This window comes from Amycolatopsis sp. WGS_07 (genome assembly GCF_045278895.1).
GTDB lineage: Bacteria > Actinomycetota > Actinomycetes > Mycobacteriales > Pseudonocardiaceae > Amycolatopsis.
Window position 1 is genome coordinate 3,247,359 of the sequence record NZ_CP136053.1, and the last position, 15,453, is coordinate 3,262,811.

Consider the following 15,453-nt stretch of genomic DNA (forward strand, 5'->3'; position numbering starts at 1 on the left):
CGCGGCGCGAACGGGACCAGGCTGGTCCCATGTCTCAAGCACCGGCGACCGCGTGGACTCGGCCGCTGCAAATCGCCACCGTGGTCTGCTCGCTGGTCTTCACGGTCGGCACGATTCTGCAGAACTTTCTCATCATCGACCTGGAGATGCTTGACCGCGCGCTGCGGCTGGCGGGTGCCGACCCGGCCGGGGCACCGGGGTTCCTGACCGGACTTCGCGTGGTCGGATGCGTCTACATCGTCGGCAACGCGGTCGGCCTGCTCGCGTTGCGGGGAAAGGCGTGGACGTTCTGGGTTGTCTTGGCGGTGAACGTCACCCAGGCCGCCGGCGTCGTGGTGATCCCGTCGGCGGTGTTCGATGCCTCGGCTTCCCTTTACGGTCCGGCCGGGCTCCTGCCGTCGCTGATCACCGATGGCGGCGCGGCCCTGCTCAGCCTGGTCTTGCTCGGCACTCTCGTGGTCTTCCGGAGGCCATGGGCGATGGCGAAACTGGACTAGCTCGACCCCGGCGTGGCGAGCCCGGATTCGTAAGCGAACACCGCGGCTTGGGTGCGGTCGCGCAGCCCGAGTTTGCGGAGGATGCGGCCGACGTGGGTTTTGACGGTCTCCTCGGCCACGACGAGCACGGCGGCGATCTCGGTGTTCGACAGTCCCTGGGCGATGTGGGCGAGGACTTCGGTTTCCCGGCTGGTCAGCGCGTCGATCCGGACCTCGGACGGCGGCTGGCGCGCGGGGCTGAGCCGGGCGAATTCGGTGATGAGCCGTTTGGTGATTTCCGGCGACAGCAGCGCTTCGCCGTGCGCGACGACGCGGACGGCTTCGGCGAGCTGCGTGGCGGAGGCGTCCTTGAGCAGGAATCCGCTGGCTCCCGCGCGAAGTGCCTCGTAGACGTATTCGTCGAGGTCGAAGGTGGTCAGCACGAGGATCTTGCTGGCCGAGCCGCTTTGCGTGATGCGCCGGGTGGCTTCGATGCCGTTGAGGACCGGCATCCGGATGTCCATCACGATCACGTCCGGCGCGAGGTCTTGGGCGGTGGCGACCGCGGCTGCGCCGTCTTCGACCGTGCCGATGACCTCGATGCCGGGCTGCGCGCCGAGCAGCACCGAGAAGGCTTCCCGGATCATGGCCTGGTCGTCGGCGATGAGTACGCGGATCGTCATGCCGTGATGTCCTTTGTGGAGGGTGGAAGCGGCAGGAGCGCGGAGACTTCGTAGCCGCCTTCGGGAGTCGGCCCGGCGGCGAGGTCACCGCCCAGCATGGCGGTGCGTTCGCGCATGCCGATCAGACCGTGCCCGGTGCCCGGGGAGCTGGACGTCGGTGCGGCGGCGGGCCCGTTGCTGATCCGCAGCCGCAGAAGGGTTTCTTGATAGCTGATGTCCACAGTGGTCTCGGCGCCCGGGGCGTGGCGGAGTGCGTTGCTCAGCGCTTCCTGAACGATGCGGTACGCCGACAACTCCACTCCGGCGGGCACCGGCAGGGGTGTGCCGTCGATGCGCGTGACCACCGGAAGCCCTGCGGCGCGGACGTTTTCGGCCAGCGTTTCGAGCTGGTCCAGCGACGGTTGCGGTGCGGTCGCCGGTTCCGCGCCGGAGCGCAGCACGCCGACCAGCCGCCGGAGTTCGGCCAGTCCGTCGATGGCGCTGGCGCGGATCGCGGCGAACTCGGCGACGAGTTCCGGCGGCGGATCCTGGACGCGGTACGGCGCGGCCTCGGCCTTGACCGAGATGACCGACATGTGGTGCGCGACCACGTCGTGCAGCTCGCGAGCGATCCGGGTCCGTTCCTCCAAGACTGTCCGCTCGGCTCGTTCGTGTGCCGTGGCCGCCATTTCCGCGGCGAGCTGGTCCCGGCTTTCGCGGCGCATCCGAGCCAGCGAGCCGAGCAGCAGTGCGACCCCGAAGAACGCGACTGTGCCCAAAACGAGCCGCCAGGATCCGGCGAGGCAGCCAGTCGCCACCAGCATGCTGACGCCGGTGGCCACGACCGCTGGCACCGGCCGGATACGCAAGGTGAGCAGGAAAAGCGCTCCCGCGTGTACCAGCCAGGCCCACAGTTCGTTGTCGGCGGTGGGCGGATGGCCGAGGGTGATGCCGAGGAGGAATCCCAGCGACAGCCACCACGCCTGAACCGGCCAGCGCAGCGCCACGACCAGCATGGCCGCGTGTGCGATGGCGAGGATCTTGGCGGCGAGATCGGCACCGGTGAGCGAGAGAGCCACCGCGCTGAGCAGGACCATGACGTGCGGAAGCCACCGCAGGCCGCGCGGCCAGGACATCGGCGGCAATGGGCGCGGCCGCATGGTGAGCAGGTCTTTCGTTACAGCGCGTAGCACCACACGAAGCTAACAGGCGGAGCCCGGGCCGGCGTCCCGCTGAGGTCTTGGCTTGTCCGTAGCTCCGCAGGGGGATCTGCCGCTGGAGAGCCACTCGGAAATCTGGTTCCGCACGGTGACGACAGGAGGGGTCGGTGGCGCGAAGGGTGGGAGCTGTCCGACGAGACTCCCGATTCATCAGCAGGAGAACCCGCCCATGTCCACATTGCTCAAGAAGACGGGGCTGACCGGTGTCGCCGTGGTCGCTTCCGTACTGGCCTTCCTCACCGGCGCGATCATGCTGGGCGCCTACTTCCCGGCCATCCCGAAGGCCGGGGTGATCGGCCCGGTGCTCGGCGGTCAGTTTCCCTTTCACTTGGCGCTTCTGGGGTTTCTTGGCTTAGCACTGTCCATAGTGGCCTGGCACGGCGGCCTGCGGCGCTGGGGTGCGACGACGACCGCGATCACCGCGCTGGCCACCGTCGCGGCGTTGGTCATCGCTGGCGTCCAATTCACCGCGGCGCGCAAGGCGAACGCCGATGTCTCATTTGGACAGATCTTCAGCGAACTCGGTTATCCCGCAGTCACTCCGGACCGGACCGAGACCTACGCGACCCGAGACGGCGAGCAGCTGAAGGCGGACGTGTACCTCCCGAAGGAAAAGATCAACGCGCCTTCCGTGCTCCTCGCGCACGCCGGCGGCTTCCACGTCTTCGACAAGAGCGACCTCCGCGGCACCGGCCGTTGGCTCGCCGAGCACGGGGTGGCGGTCTTCGCCGTCGACTACCGCCTCGCCCGGCCGGACCGTCCGACCTGGGAACAGGCCCCGCAAGACCTGGTCTCCGCCCTGCGCTGGGTCGAGACGCACGCCGGTCGCTACGGCCTCGACCCGTCGCGAATCTCGTTGGGCGGCATGTCGGCGGGCGGCACGCTGGCGATGGACACGGCCTACCGGCTGCGAAACGGCACCCTCCACGCCACCGACGGCCCGACCCCGCGACCACCGGCGTCCGTGGTCGGCTTCTACCCCGGCACCGACGTGACCGACATGTGGCAACGCGACGTCGGCGGCAGCCGCGAGGCAGCGGAGCTGTTCACCGGCGGCACCCCGCAGCAGTTCCCGGAGCGTTACCGCGAGGTGTCGCCCACCGCGCAGGTCCGGGCGGGCCTGCAACGGACCCTGCTCGTCGTGGGCGACCGTGACCGCAGCGCCACGCCGCAGAGCGTCAGCGCACTTGCCGACAGTCTGCGCGCCCACGGAGTCGATACGACGCTGGAGGAACTTCCTTTCGCGGAACACGCCTTCGACGACGCCTACGGCAGCCTCACTTCCCAGACCAGCCGCCAAATCCTGCTCGAGTTTCTCGCTGGCAGCCGGTGAATCACGTCTCGCTGTTGAGGAAGCCGATGACCATGGCACCCCACCAGCCGACCTGCGAGATGAGCGCGGTGGCCGCGCCCCAAGCCAGTATCCGGGGCGGCAACTCGGCGGGAAGGTGCCGGCGCATCCGGTCGGCGAGCAGGCTTGCTTGCGCGCCGTTGACGGTGAGCAGCGCGACCAGGCCGAGCTTGAGCTGGGTGAGCGGGGACGTCAGATCGGGGTGCAGCAGGGTTCCGCTGACGATCAGCCCGGCCAGTCCGATCCAGATTGGCAGGTGCAGGCGCGCGGTGCTGGTGACGACCTCGGCGAGCGTGCAGCGGCGGACTGCCCACAGCAGGCCGTGGTAGTCGGCGACCAGCACCGCGCCGAAGCCGAGGACCAGGAAAGCCAGGTGCGCGAACAGCGCCGCGGTGTGCAGCGCGGGAGGTGCCTGCACCTGTGCGGAACTCCAGACGCAGGCGGCGAGGAACGCGCTCGCGGTGAGACTGGCCGCCGCGACTGTCCACCACGAATCGCGCGCGGTGAGCCAAAGGGCTACCAGGAACAGTGCGATGGCGGACAGTGCGATCCCGACGAGCACGGGGTGGGACGCGGAGCTTAACGCTCGGTCCGGAGCTGCGATGACTGCCAGCGCCGCGACCGTGAGGAAAGCACCGGAGGCAAGCGCGCCGCCGGTGAGGATCTGAGTAGGCGACGCTGGTGGCCGGGCCTGGTCAGCCATGGTGGTGTCCCTTGCCGCGGCCTCGTTTGCCTCGCGGGTGGACGTGCTTCTTATGCGCGGCCGGACTGGAGGGGACGCCGCCGAGCTTGTGCTGGGCGGCGTCCCCCTGGCGATGTGGGTCGAAGCGCGGCCGGGTTGCGCCAGGCTGGTCGGCTTCGCCGGGGCGCGGGTCTTGGTTTCCGCGACCGTCGGCTGGCGCGCCGCAGCGGGTCCGTCGTCGAGGAGCCCGAGGACAGCGCCCGCGGCCAGTGCCCCGGACAGTGCGGTGGCCGAGGTGGCACCGGCCCAGGCTAAAGCTCGCTTGCGATCCACTGCGGCTCCTTCGCGCGCCGGTTCAGCCTTCCGGCTTCAGTTCGACATGCTCGAAGTTCGCCTGTGCGCCCTCGGCCAGCTTGGGCGGTTCATTTTCCTCGCCGTGGCGCAGGAAAGTCGGCGGGTCCAGTTTGGCGCGCAGGGTGTAGGTGCCAGCCTGCGGGATGGAGAAGTTGTTGGCGTAGTGGAAGAACTCCGAGTAGTAGAAGTTCAGTTTCTTGCTGTCCGCCACTTTCCCCGTGCTGTCGACAACCTCGACAGAGATCGGCACGTCCGGAACGATCCGGCCGGTGGCGGCCTCGATCGGGATGATTTCGATGTGGTGCGTTTCGCCGGTCGCGGGCTTGCGGAAGTGCTGATGCCCGCCTTCGGCGGCGTACCAGGGTTCGGCGGCTTCGACGATGTAGGCAATGCGCCACGGGCCGACCTTGGTCTGGCCGCCCGCGTCCTTGATTTCCTTTTCCAGCACGGTGTATTGCGAGGCGACGCCCTGCGGGACGGCGAGTGCCGCGGCGGCTCCGGCGGCGGTGACGGTGAAATCGCCCCGGATGCCGTCGCCCTTCATCCCGGGTTTGCAGGCGGTGGTGTACTTGCCGGGCTCGGTGACCTGCGCGGTCATCGAGCGGCTGGTGCCGGGGGCGATGTTCTCGACCTCGCTGATCACCCGGCCGTCGGCGCCGTAGAGGTAGAATTCGGTGACCTGGTCGCCTTTGTTGGCGATGTCGAAGGCGATCGGCCCCGCCGCCGAGGTGGTGCTCGCCAGCGTGCAGGCGTTGTCGGTAGCCTCGACGTGCACGGTGCCAGCTTGCGACTGGGTGGACGCGCCGCCGCAGGCCGCGAGCAACAGGCTCGCGCTCCCGATTCCGAGCAGGCTGAAGACAGGCTTGCTGCGCATGGGTTCTCCGATCGACGATGGTCGGGTTAGGACAGTCCTTAATGGATTGATTAGCCGGCGGCGGGGACCGGCGCGTTCTCGGTACGGCGGACCAGGGAACCGAGCGCGATGGCGCCCGGGCCGGTGAAGGTGAGCAGCAGGAACGCCCAGCAGAACAGCGCGGAGGATTCACCGTGGTTCTGCAGCGGGAGGAGTCCGTCGGGCTGGTGGACGACGAAGTAGGCGTAGGCCATGGAACCGGAGGCGAGGAACGCCGCGACGCGGGTGAACACCCCGGCCGTGACCAGCAGTCCGCAGACGAGCTGGATCACCGCCGCGTACCAGGACGGCCAGGCTCCGGTCGCGACCGTGCCGCCGTGGGTGCCGACCGCGCCGCCGAAGATTCCGAAGAGGGAGGCCGCGCCGTGGGAGGCGAAGAGCAGGCCGATGACGAGGCGGAACACGCCGATCGCGACCGGGGCGGCCTTGTCGAAGGTCGAACTGCGCAGGGGCATGGCTGCTCCTCAGGGAGGGGAGTTAGGTAAGGCTCGCCTACCGTAAGGAGGGGATGCAGTGCCGTCTAGGGGCTGTGATGTGGGTCAATGCGGACAAGCTGGGCACTGGATCTTGGTCCGGGCGAAGTCGATGGCGTCTTCGGAGGTGCTGGCCTGCGGGAAGTTCCGGCCGCGGAAGTCCTGAGTGGAGGGTGAAAGTTTTCTGGCGCGGCCCACCGAAAAGCGCGGCCGGGGCAAGCGGACGGTTAACCCTTAACCACGCGAAGGATGTTCGTACCGGTGCCGGTTCGGGTTTCGCTGATCTCCGCGACCCGCAGCCCGCCCGCGGCGGCGAGGTCGCCGAACTCCCGCTCGGTCCGGACCGCGCCGCCGCAGGCGAGCGTGCACAGGTCGCTCATCAGCGCTACCGGGGCGGGCGCGGCGTTGTCCTCCGGCAGGACCAGGTCGATGACGAACAAGACGCTGTCCGCACGCATCGCCTCGCCGCACGCCCGGAGGATGCGGACGACATCGTTGTCGCCCCAGTCGCAGAGCACGTTCTTGAGCACGTAGGCGTCACATCCGGGCGGCAGCGGATCGGCGAGGAAGTCTCCGGCGGTCAGCGTGCATCGGTCGGCGACTCCGGCGGCTTCCAGCACCGCCGGGGTGAGGGCTGCCTGCTGATCGAAGACCACGCCGCGGAGCCCGGGGTTCGCGGCGAGCAGTCCGGCCATGAGCATGCCGGTGCCGCCGCCAAGGTCGACGAGGTCGCGGACGCCCGACAGGTCGAGGGCCTCGACCAGTTCCGGCACGTCCTGCCGCGCCACCCCCGCACAGGATTCGTAGAACTCGACCTGCGCGGCGGGGTCTTCGGCAAGCCAGTCGTAGCCCGACACTGCGGGTTGCCCGGTGCGGACGGTGTGCGCGAGGCTTCCGCAGGCGCTCCATGTGGGTTCCCCGGTCAGGTACACCGCCAGCTGCTTCACCGATCCCGGCACGTCCGCGCGAAGCAGGTGCCCGTCCGGGGTGAGTTCGTAGGTGCCGTCGTCGTTCAGGGCGAGCAGGCCCACGAAAGCGGCGCCACGGAGCAGGCGGCGCAGCGACGGCTCGTCGCAGTCGGTCAGCTTCGCCAGTTCCTCCGGCGAGGCGGGACCCTCGGCGAGCCGGTCGGCCAGGTCGAGGGTCGCCATCGTGCGCACGATCTGTGTCGGGATGAAACCGAACACCAGGTCCATCACTCGGGCCGGGTTCTGTTCCGCCATCGTCACCACTCCACCGGCAACTCGCGCAGACCGCCGACGATCGGATTGTCGTTGAGCCGCAACTGATCCACCGGCACCGCGAGACGCAGCGCCGGGAACCGCGCGAAGAGCAAGCCGAACACCGCCCGTAATTCGGCGCGTGCGAGGTTCCGGCCGACGCACAGGTGCCTGCCGTGTCCGAAAGCCAGGTGTTGGTTGGGATTCCGGGCGATGTCGAACCGATCCGGCTCCGCGAACACGCGCGGATCGTGGTTGGCCCCAACGAAGTTGATCACCACGGCGTCACCCGTTTTGATCGTCACGCCGCCGATCTCGATGTCCGCGTCCGCGTAGTGCGCCAACGTGTCCCCGCCGGTCATCCGGCGGCGGAGGATTTCCTCGACGGCGGGCGCGAGCAACGCGGAATCCTGCCGCAGCGCTTCAGCTTGCTCCGGATTGGTCAGCAGGTGCACGACACCCCACTGAATGACGTCGCCGGTGGTCGAGTTCCCGGCGAACAGCAGGCCGCTCGCTGTCGCGCTCGCTTCAGCCATCGTCAGCGCGCCAGACTCGCACGCGCCGGCGAGGTCCGACAGCACATCATCCGCCGGTTCGGCCCGCTTTCGCTCCAGTAGCTCGCCCATCCCGGCGAAGAGGTTTTCCATTGCGGCGCTGGAAGTCTGCGCATCTGTCGCGTCGGCGCTTTGCCGAGACCACTTCAGGAATCGCTCGTGGTCGGATCGCGGGACGCCGAGCAGTTCGAAGATGACCAGCGCCGGCAGCGGCCCGGCTAGCGACTCGATCAGGTCCGCCGGCGGGCCGTGCTCGGCCATCGCGGTGAGCAGGCGGTCCACCAGCCCTTCGAGCCACGGCTGCAGCGCGGCCATGCGCTTGGCCGAGAAAGACTTGGACAGCAGCACGTGCATCGCGGCTTCATTGTCCAATTCGGACTTGCTGTCCTCGTACTCCCAGCCGGAACCGTCGACCAGTGCGGAGTAAGTGAGCTTCGGGGCGTTCTCCGGATCGGGATGGGACCGGGTGAGCCGGGCGTCGGTGAAAAGCCGCTTCGCCTCGTCGAATCCGGTGACCATCCACGCCTCGTCGCCGACCATGGTCCGGAACCGGGACACCGGGCACCGGGCCTGCATCTCGCGTACGACCGGGGAGAGGGCGAGCAGGTCCGGCCGGGGGAACGGGCCGGTCGGAAGGGGCTGGTTCATCGGACGAGTCACCGGTCCCGATCGACGGCCGCCCGCGCGTAGCCGCACAACCGGCCGCGGCTGGCGGTGACCGGCAGCCCGCTCGCCATCGCGATGGCGTTCTCTGAGTACTTCCTGGCCAGCCGTCCCGCGGTGGTCAACGCCCCGGTGCGGTCCATAATGGACACGAGCAGGTCCCTGCGGACAGCCGGATCCCCGTCGCTGACCAGGATGTCCGTGATCGCCGCGCGGTCGACGGGGGTAGCGGCCTGGTAGGCGAGGATCACCGGGAGCGTCAGCCTGCTGTTGCGGATGTCGCTGGTGTCGGGCTTGCCCATCACGTCGGTCTCCCGCGTGTAGGACATCAGGTCGTCGTGGATCTGGAAGGCGCAGCCCAGGTTTTCCGCGTAACTGCCCAGTGTCCGCACCATTCGCTCGTCGCCGCCGGCCAGCAGCGCACCGCATTCGCACGCGCTTTTGAACAACGTGGCGGTCTTCAGTCGCACGACGGTCAGGTAAGCGTCGAGGTCGAAGTCCATCCGCTCGCCCAGCTCCGCCTCAAGGCTCTGGCCGCGGCACAGGTCGATGCCGCATCGGGCCACCACCTCGAGCGCCGCCACGATCCGCTCGGGCCGCGCTCCGGTGCGACGGCATTCGGCCAGCGCGGAGAACAGGTCGAAGATCAGCGCGTCCCCGGCGAGGATCGCGTTGTCCGCCCCGAATTTGTGCTGCACCGAAGGCTTTCCCCGGCGCAGGTCGTCCTTGTCGATGATGTCGTCGTGCACCAGGCTCGCCACGTGCCCGCACTCCGCGCCGATCGCCGCGGGCAGCACGACCTCGGGATCGCCGCCGACCGCCAGCGCCGATTCCAGCAGCAGGATCGGCCGGAACAGTTTGCCGGACGGCACGAGCGCCTCGGTGCACATCGTGCCGAGCAGGCTCGTCTCCTTCCGCCAGCGCGCGGCCAGCCGGTCGCGGACCTTCTCGGCCAGCCCGGCGGAATCGGACAACCGGTCGGGTGCATCGGTTTCCGCCGTCTCCATCGCTACCTGACCCGTCATCGTCGTCCTTCCCACTGGGCGAGTTCGCGCCGCGGCCGCGCCAGCTGCGTCTCGAGCCTGCCCATGTAGTAGATGATTTCCTCGTGGTTGGTCGACGGCAGGAAGCGGTCGGCGCCCACCTTGTAATAGACGGAGCTGACCGTGTCGGCGAGCAGGTGCTCCCACGGCTCCTCGCGCAGCAGCGCCAGCGTGAACGCCGGTACGTCGAAGCCTTTCCAGATGTCGTGGCGCACGTAGTAGTGCTCGCCGTCGATCTCGACCTTGGGCAGCGTTTCGCCGGCGCGCCGGGGCGCGGGGATCCGGCCGGGAAGGGTGTAGGCGGGCAGGGTGACCAAATCGTAGGCGAACACAGTGTCCACAATGGAGCGAACGTTCTCCGGCACGAGCGGCAGCACGGACTCGCGCCACCAGCGGCGGAGCATGTCCTTGGCCTCCTCGCTGCCGTAAAGCAGGGCGACCACCGGGGCCAGTACGTCCGAATCGGTGAACGAGTTGATCATGCCGGTGCGGAACGGTTCGGTGCTCGGGTCCGGATCGTTCTCGAAGAAGTCCATCAGCGACCGGATCAGCTGGGACTGGGTCATCCCGCCGAGGGCGCGCATCGGGCCCCAGACGTAGCGGAAGACCGGGTTCTCGGCGACCAGCCGGGACACGAAGATGAACCGGTGCATGTATTGGTTGTCGCGCGGCGACATGGTGTCGTGCGACAGCAGGTACTCGAAGTCGTCGGTATTGCCGCGCACGGTGACCAGGCCGAAGCGTTCCCGTTCGGCGTGGTAGGTCGTGTTCGGCAGGATCAACATCGGGTACACCGCGACCCGGGACACGTGGCCGGCCAGCCGGTCGTAGCCCTTCATGAAGGTCTCGACCGTCTCGCCGGGCGCGCCCCAGATCAACTCGGCGTAGCAGTCGAGGCCCTCCTTGCCCAGCCACGCGGCCAGGCTTTCCCAGTCGTTGACCTTCATGTTGCGCCGGTTCATCAGATCCAGCGTGTCCTCGTCGAGCGTTTGCAGCGCGAGGGTGAACGAGCTGTGCAGGCCAGCGTCCTTCATCGCCTTGACGATTTTGTAGAACACCGCGGACTTGTTCTTCGCCCAGGAGGTCTCGATGCTTTTGGGATAGCCGTATCTGGCGCGGGCTTCGATGACGTCCTCGACGAATTCCAGGTCGATCGGCAGCATCCCGAAGTTCGCGTCGCACAGCACCAGCGTGTGCACCTTGTGCCGGGCGAAGATCTCGATCTCCCGGCGCAGCCGCTCGCGGGAGAACGCGCGGACCCGCTGGCCGACCGCACCGCCCCAGTAACAGAACGAGCACTTGTACGGGCAGCCGCGGTTGGTTTCCAGCAGCGCTACGTCGTAGCGGAACCGGCCGTCCTCGTCGGTCAGCGGAATCGCGCCGGTGAGGAACGGGGAGGCGATCTCGTCGAGGTTCTCGATCCGCGGCCGGTCCTTCGTGGTCGTCACCGTGCCGTTTTCGTCTCGGAACGAGATGCCGTCGACGTGGTGCAGCGCGTGTGGTGCTGCACCGTCGAGGCGGGCCAGCAGCAGGTCGCGGAAGGTGAACTCGCCCTCGCCATTGACCACTAGGTCGACATACGGGTGCATGCCGAAGACGCGCTCGGCCTGTCCGGAGACGTGGTTGCCGCCGAAGATCGCCCAGCCGTCCGGGTTGAGGTGCTTGAACGTCTCGGCCAGCGCGGCGAATTCCCGGTAGTTCCAGCCGAGCACGGAAAACGCCAGCACGTCCGGCGCGCCGTCGGCGAACAGTTCGTTGGCCATGCCGAACAGCGTGGCTCCGCCGTCGAAATTGCGGATCTCGATGTCCATGGCGGCCGCGACGCGCTCGTCCGCCAGCGCGGTCGCCTTCAGATAGCCCGACGCCAGCGGCATCGATTCGAGCGACATCGCCCAGATGCCCTGCTGTACCAGCCAGACCCGAAGCGGCCGTTCCGACATTGCTGATTCCCCTCGTGGTCGACGGTTCTCGATGCTCAGGCTTGCCGGGGGTGCAGTTCCAGCAGGTGCAGATGCCAGGCCGCGTCCCCGCCGTCCCCGCCGCCGAGCAGGTCCGCCGGGAACGCGTCGGCCAGCGCTTCGGGTATCTCCGCCATTTCGGTCTTGGCGAGCACGCCGAGGTCGTAGCCGGTTTCCTCGGCCAGGTCGGCGACCAGCGCCGGATTGCCCAGCGCCTCGCCGAACCACAGATACGCCTTGCCCCGCGCGGTGAGCAGCTCACGGCCTTCGGCGAGGAACCGGCGCAGCTTGGCGTACTCCGGGTCGAACATCGTCTCGTCCCAGATCGAAGTGTCCACGCTGCCCTCGGGCGCGTTCAGGAACGGCGGATTCCAGTAGATTCCGTCGAAGCGCTCATCCGGCCCGACCGCGGAGTAGAGATCGCTTTCCCGCGCGGTGACCCGGTCGGCGACCGCGTGCCGCTTCGCGTTCAGCTCGGTGTTGCGCACCGCCGCCGGGTTGATATCGAGCCCGAGCACCCGCTTGACCCCGGCCCGCGCCGCGAGCACCGACATGATGCCGGTTCCGCAGCCCATCTCCAGAAACGAGGACATCCGGTAGAACGGAATCCGGTCGGCGAACAGTTCCCCGCCCGGCGAGTAGGTCGGCGGCCACACCTCGTCGAGCAGATCCCATTCCAGCCCGGCCAATGCGAACACGGCCGGGCGACCCCGGTCCGCGCGGTATTTCTCGATGATGTTCCGGCCGATGAGCAGTTCGAAATCTCGCGTTTCCATGCTGTCCCGTCTTCGCTTCGGAATGTCGGATCGGCGCGGCGAATAGACGGAAGTCAAACAGCTCCGTTTGCGCCGCGCAATATCGCGCGGCGAACGCCGGTCAGCCGAATGGCGGCGCCCATCGGACCATGGCGTCCATCGAACGCCGGGAAACCGCTTCGGGAAGGAATCCGCCGAGCCACACTCCGCTGTTGCGGACGGCGATCGCCGGGGGCGAGGAGAGTTCGGCGAACCGGCCCATCCACCGCGACATCCGGCTCAGCCGCGAGGTGCGCGGCCGCCTGCTCGCGTCGTAGCGGGCGAGGCCGTTCTGCAGTTCGTCCCACGACCGGGCCGAGCCGACGGCGTGCGCGAGTTCCACCGCGTCCTCCAACGCGAGGTTCGCGGAGCCGACGTTGGGCGTCATCGGATGGGCCGCATCGCCGGTCAACACCAGGCGACCGGCGAAAAACCGGTCCACCGGACGCGCGAGTTCCTCGATCCGATCGAAGAACAGCACCTCCCGCGCCGACCGCTCCAGCAGCCGGGGGATCGGCTCGTGCCAGCGGCCGAAGAGCGGCACCGGACCGTCCTCGACGTTCGCCCGGCGCGTCCTGGCGAGCGCGGAGAAATGCACGCGTCCGCCGGGCAGCGGCAGGATCGACAACCGCAGTCCCGCGCCCCAGGTCTCGGCCGCGGTCAGGGCGAGCCCGTCGGCGGGCACCACGCAACGCCAGCTCACTGAACCGGTGCCGCGCAGCCCGGGGTGCCCGGGGTAGAGGGCGCGCCGGGCCGCCGAACGGATGCCGTCGGCGGCGACCACCAGGTCCGCTTCGAGTTCCGCGCTGTCCACCCGGATCGTGGCGGGCGTATTCGCATCGCCCAGCCCGGCCGGTTCAACGCATGCGCCGAACTGAACGGTGCCCGGCGGCAGAGCGTCCGCCAACGCGGTAATCAGGTCCGTCCGGGGCAGCGCGCGGATCGGCTCGCCGTACCGGTCTTCCACGAAACGCAGGCTGCTGCGCGCGATCCACCGGCCGCTGGGTGCCCGCACCCCGCCCTCCCGCTGGACGATGGACCGGGCTCGCACCGCGTCGCCGACGCCGATCGCGTCGAGGGCGAGCATGCCGTTGGGGGTGATGCCGATGCCGCCGCCGGTGGTGCGCAGATCCGGACCGCGCTCGAAAACGCGCACCTCCCACCCGCGCTGGCCGAGCGCCGCCGCGGCGGCCAGCCCCGCTATTCCGGCTCCGATGACATTCGCGGAAAGCGTCATTCGCCCGTCTCCATTCGCCGAAACAGCAGCTATTCTTGCTACCTTCCGGATCATGCATTCCCTCAAGGTCCGGCTGCTCGCCCACGTCGAGGCCTGCCGGCCGGACACTGTGTTCTACGCTGGTGCCATCGGATTGAGCGGCGCGATTCTCACCCGGCCGGACGCGAGCTTCGCGGGGCTGTTTCCGGCCTGGTTCGTTCCGACGCTCGCCTGGATCGCCTCGCTGTACGGCGGCGACTATTTCGACCGTGATCTCGACGGTCTCACGAAACCGCATCGGCCGATACCGTCCGGCCGAATCCAGCCGCTCACCGCGCGCAACACGATGGTGTTCCTCATCGGCGCGGCCGCGTTATTCGCGGTGCTGGTCAACCCGCTGACGGTGCTGCTGTCGATCCCGGCGGCGGTCTTCGGCATCGCGTATGCCCGGTGCCTGAAAGGAAAAGGCCTGTGGGGCAACGCAAGTCGCGGCCTGCCCAGCGCGCTGACGGTGCTCTACGGCTCGATGACCGTGCAGCCGCTGCCCGTGCCGCAGCTGGTCGTCCTGTCGCTGATGTTCTGGGTACACGACTCCGGGTCGAATCTCCTCGGCGCGCTGTGCGACCGCGACGGCGACCGCCGCGGCGGCTACCTGACCTACCCGGTCCAGCGCGGCGACGAGGCGACCGTCCGCGGCCTGACCGGGTTTTACGTCAGCTGGGTCGCGTTGGCGCTGGCCGCCCCGGCGGTACTCGGCGGCCGGGTCGATCCGGTGGCTTACTACCTGCCCCTTTCCGTCGCGATCGTGCTGGGCTGGCTCTCGCTGCGCAGCGTGCTCCGCGCGCCGCGGCCGATTGCCCGCGCGGTGAGCGTGCGGGCACACGAGATCGTGGTGGTCGAGCGGATCATCCTCGGCACCTTCCTGATCGCGGCAGCCGGCCGGGCCGGACTGGCACTGGCGGTCGGCGTGCCGTCACTCCTGCTGACCGTCCTGGCCCGGCGGCTGATGCGGCCGCGGTACGAACCCTCAGGCCTTTAGGGCGTTCCGCGGATCTCCGCCCTTGTAAAGCCCGAGCACCAGCTCATGCGAGTAGCCCAGCAGTTCCTGCAGCTCCGGCGGCAGCTCCGCGATGGTCTCCGGCGGGACGCTCAGCAAGCTGTTCTCCACCGGCCGCAGCCACCCGACCTGGAAGCCGAACGAGAGGATGTGCCGCTCGTCCGCCTCGGTCGTGTTCGCGCCGCCCGCGTGAAACAGATCTTGGCGGAACAGCAACGCGTCTCCCTTCGCCATCTCCACCTGAGCCGCTTCGCTCCAGTCCGGGGGCGGGTCGATCGGCGAACCGCTGTGCGCGCCCGGCACGACCCAGGTCGCCCCGTTCTCGGCGGTGAAGTCGCTCATCGCGCACATCACCGAGAGCGCGATCGGATTCTCCCCGTACGGCGCGTGCCGCCAGGAGAACGTGTCGCGGTGCAGTTCCTGGCGAGGCGCGCCGGGCTTGCGGCCCATGTACTCGGCGATGATCAGCAGGATCGTGTCCGACAGCGGCTTCAGCAACCGGCGGGCGGCGTTGACGATGTCGCGGTGCAGCACCATGTCCGTCGCGCTGGGGATGGCTCCGATCAGCTGGTGCAGCGTGACCGACGTGTCGCCCTGGAACTGGGCGAGCAGCGAGTTGGCCGCGTACTCCGCCTCTTCCGGATTCTCAGCGAGATACTTCTGGACCTGCGTGACGTAGGTGTCGCACTCCTCGCCCGAATACGCCCCCGAAAGGACGACCGCGCCCTCCTCGCGGAACGCGGCGTCCATCGCCGCCACGTCGTAGGGCTGAGTCAATCGCGGGACAACGCTGCCCATGGGTGAACCACCTTCCGAT

General features: G+C 68.6%; 15 protein-coding genes. 3 read left to right on the forward strand and 12 right to left on the reverse strand.

All coding sequences use genetic code 11. The features are described from left to right. The first annotated feature begins 29 nt into the window (after positions 1-29). Entirely contained in the window at positions 30-497 is a 468-nt protein-coding gene (locus RPX00_RS15385; RefSeq protein WP_406640214.1) for a hypothetical protein, read from the forward strand. Here the strand turns inward: RPX00_RS15385 and RPX00_RS15390 are convergent. Both RPX00_RS15390 and RPX00_RS15395 read right to left on the reverse strand, forming a co-directional pair. After that, a complete protein-coding gene (locus tag RPX00_RS15390) occupies positions 494-1,159 on the reverse strand; it encodes a response regulator (protein WP_406640215.1) in 666 nt (221 codons plus the stop codon). The two genes, RPX00_RS15385 and RPX00_RS15390, sit on opposite strands and share 4 nt — an antisense overlap. Next, on the reverse strand, positions 1,156-2,331 hold the full coding sequence (locus tag RPX00_RS15395) for a sensor histidine kinase (protein ID WP_406640216.1): 1,176 nt from the start codon (positions 2,329-2,331) through the stop codon (positions 1,156-1,158). The genes RPX00_RS15390 and RPX00_RS15395 overlap by 4 nt, the downstream gene beginning before the upstream one ends. Positions 2,332-2,527: 196 nt before the next feature. On the opposite strand from RPX00_RS15395, the gene RPX00_RS15400 reads away from it, so the two are divergent. Further along, the gene (locus RPX00_RS15400; RefSeq protein WP_406640217.1) at positions 2,528-3,691 is read left to right on the forward strand and encodes an alpha/beta hydrolase; all 1,164 of its coding nucleotides are present in this window, start codon (positions 2,528-2,530) and stop codon (positions 3,689-3,691) included. A 1-nt stretch (position 3,692) separates the two neighbouring features. Here RPX00_RS15400 and RPX00_RS15405 read toward each other — a convergent pair whose 3' ends face one another. The 9 genes from RPX00_RS15405 to RPX00_RS15445 form a co-directional block, all read right to left on the reverse strand. Beyond that, positions 3,693-4,412, reverse strand: coding sequence for a hypothetical protein (locus RPX00_RS15405; protein ID WP_406640218.1), 720 nt, complete (start codon positions 4,410-4,412; stop codon positions 3,693-3,695). A 334-nt stretch (positions 4,413-4,746) separates the two neighbouring features. Next, complete coding sequence (locus RPX00_RS15410) at positions 4,747-5,619, reverse strand: iron transporter (protein ID WP_406640219.1); 873 nt, start codon at positions 5,617-5,619, stop codon at positions 4,747-4,749. Between the two features lie 50 nt (positions 5,620-5,669). After that, a complete protein-coding gene (locus RPX00_RS15415; RefSeq protein ID WP_406640220.1) occupies positions 5,670-6,113 on the reverse strand; it encodes a DoxX family protein in 444 nt (147 codons plus the stop codon). 245 nt (positions 6,114-6,358) lie between these two features. Further along, entirely contained in the window at positions 6,359-7,354 is a 996-nt protein-coding gene (locus tag RPX00_RS15420) for a methyltransferase (protein WP_406640221.1), read from the reverse strand. A 2-nt stretch (positions 7,355-7,356) separates the two neighbouring features. Beyond that, entirely contained in the window at positions 7,357-8,553 is a 1,197-nt protein-coding gene (locus RPX00_RS15425; RefSeq protein WP_406640222.1) for a cytochrome P450, read from the reverse strand. An 8-nt stretch (positions 8,554-8,561) separates the two neighbouring features. Continuing rightward, complete coding sequence (locus RPX00_RS15430; RefSeq protein WP_406640223.1) at positions 8,562-9,593, reverse strand: polyprenyl synthetase family protein; 1,032 nt, start codon at positions 9,591-9,593, stop codon at positions 8,562-8,564. Next, positions 9,590-11,551, reverse strand: coding sequence for a KedN5 family methylcobalamin-dependent radical SAM C-methyltransferase (locus RPX00_RS15435; protein ID WP_406640224.1), 1,962 nt, complete (start codon positions 11,549-11,551; stop codon positions 9,590-9,592). The genes RPX00_RS15430 and RPX00_RS15435 overlap by 4 nt, the downstream gene beginning before the upstream one ends. A gap of 35 nt (positions 11,552-11,586) precedes the next feature. After that, on the reverse strand, positions 11,587-12,345 hold the full coding sequence (locus RPX00_RS15440; protein ID WP_406640225.1) for a methyltransferase: 759 nt from the start codon (positions 12,343-12,345) through the stop codon (positions 11,587-11,589). 100 nt (positions 12,346-12,445) lie between these two features. Then, positions 12,446-13,600: an FAD-dependent monooxygenase gene (locus tag RPX00_RS15445; RefSeq protein ID WP_406640226.1), complete on the reverse strand. Its 1,155-nt coding sequence runs from the start codon at positions 13,598-13,600 to the stop codon at positions 12,446-12,448. Between the two features lie 52 nt (positions 13,601-13,652). Here RPX00_RS15445 and RPX00_RS15450 point away from each other — a divergent pair, with 52 nt between their 5' ends. Continuing rightward, positions 13,653-14,618, forward strand: coding sequence for a UbiA family prenyltransferase (locus tag RPX00_RS15450; protein WP_406640227.1), 966 nt, complete (start codon positions 13,653-13,655; stop codon positions 14,616-14,618). On the opposite strand, the gene RPX00_RS15455 is transcribed toward RPX00_RS15450, so the two are convergent. Next, the gene (locus RPX00_RS15455; RefSeq protein WP_406640228.1) at positions 14,607-15,434 is read right to left on the reverse strand and encodes a phytanoyl-CoA dioxygenase family protein; all 828 of its coding nucleotides are present in this window, start codon (positions 15,432-15,434) and stop codon (positions 14,607-14,609) included. The genes RPX00_RS15450 and RPX00_RS15455 overlap by 12 nt on opposite strands. Positions 15,435-15,453 lie beyond the last annotated feature (19 nt).

Excerpts from the sequence above, each read along its gene's own strand:
- RPX00_RS15405 (WP_406640218.1), bottom strand. The coding sequence starts at position 4,412 with ATGGCTGACCAGGCCCGGCCACCAGCGTCGCCTACTCAGATCCTCACC.
- RPX00_RS15400 (WP_406640217.1), top strand. The coding sequence starts at position 2,528 with ATGTCCACATTGCTCAAGAAGACGGGGCTGACCGGTGTCGCCGTGGTC.
- RPX00_RS15450 (WP_406640227.1), top strand. The coding sequence starts at position 13,653 with ATGCATTCCCTCAAGGTCCGGCTGCTCGCCCACGTCGAGGCCTGCCGG.
- RPX00_RS15415 (WP_406640220.1), bottom strand. The coding sequence starts at position 6,113 with ATGCCCCTGCGCAGTTCGACCTTCGACAAGGCCGCCCCGGTCGCGATC.
- RPX00_RS15430 (WP_406640223.1), bottom strand. The coding sequence starts at position 9,593 with ATGACGGGTCAGGTAGCGATGGAGACGGCGGAAACCGATGCACCCGAC.
- RPX00_RS15445 (WP_406640226.1), bottom strand. The coding sequence starts at position 13,600 with ATGACGCTTTCCGCGAATGTCATCGGAGCCGGAATAGCGGGGCTGGCC.
- RPX00_RS15435 (WP_406640224.1), bottom strand. The coding sequence starts at position 11,551 with ATGTCGGAACGGCCGCTTCGGGTCTGGCTGGTACAGCAGGGCATCTGG.
- RPX00_RS15410 (WP_406640219.1), bottom strand. The coding sequence starts at position 5,619 with ATGCGCAGCAAGCCTGTCTTCAGCCTGCTCGGAATCGGGAGCGCGAGC.
- RPX00_RS15390 (WP_406640215.1), bottom strand. The coding sequence starts at position 1,159 with ATGACGATCCGCGTACTCATCGCCGACGACCAGGCCATGATCCGGGAA.
- RPX00_RS15455 (WP_406640228.1), bottom strand. The coding sequence starts at position 15,434 with ATGGGCAGCGTTGTCCCGCGATTGACTCAGCCCTACGACGTGGCGGCG.
- RPX00_RS15440 (WP_406640225.1), bottom strand. The coding sequence starts at position 12,345 with ATGGAAACGCGAGATTTCGAACTGCTCATCGGCCGGAACATCATCGAG.
- RPX00_RS15425 (WP_406640222.1), bottom strand. The coding sequence starts at position 8,553 with ATGAACCAGCCCCTTCCGACCGGCCCGTTCCCCCGGCCGGACCTGCTC.
- RPX00_RS15385 (WP_406640214.1), top strand. The coding sequence starts at position 30 with ATGTCTCAAGCACCGGCGACCGCGTGGACTCGGCCGCTGCAAATCGCC.
- RPX00_RS15420 (WP_406640221.1), bottom strand. The coding sequence starts at position 7,354 with ATGGCGGAACAGAACCCGGCCCGAGTGATGGACCTGGTGTTCGGTTTC.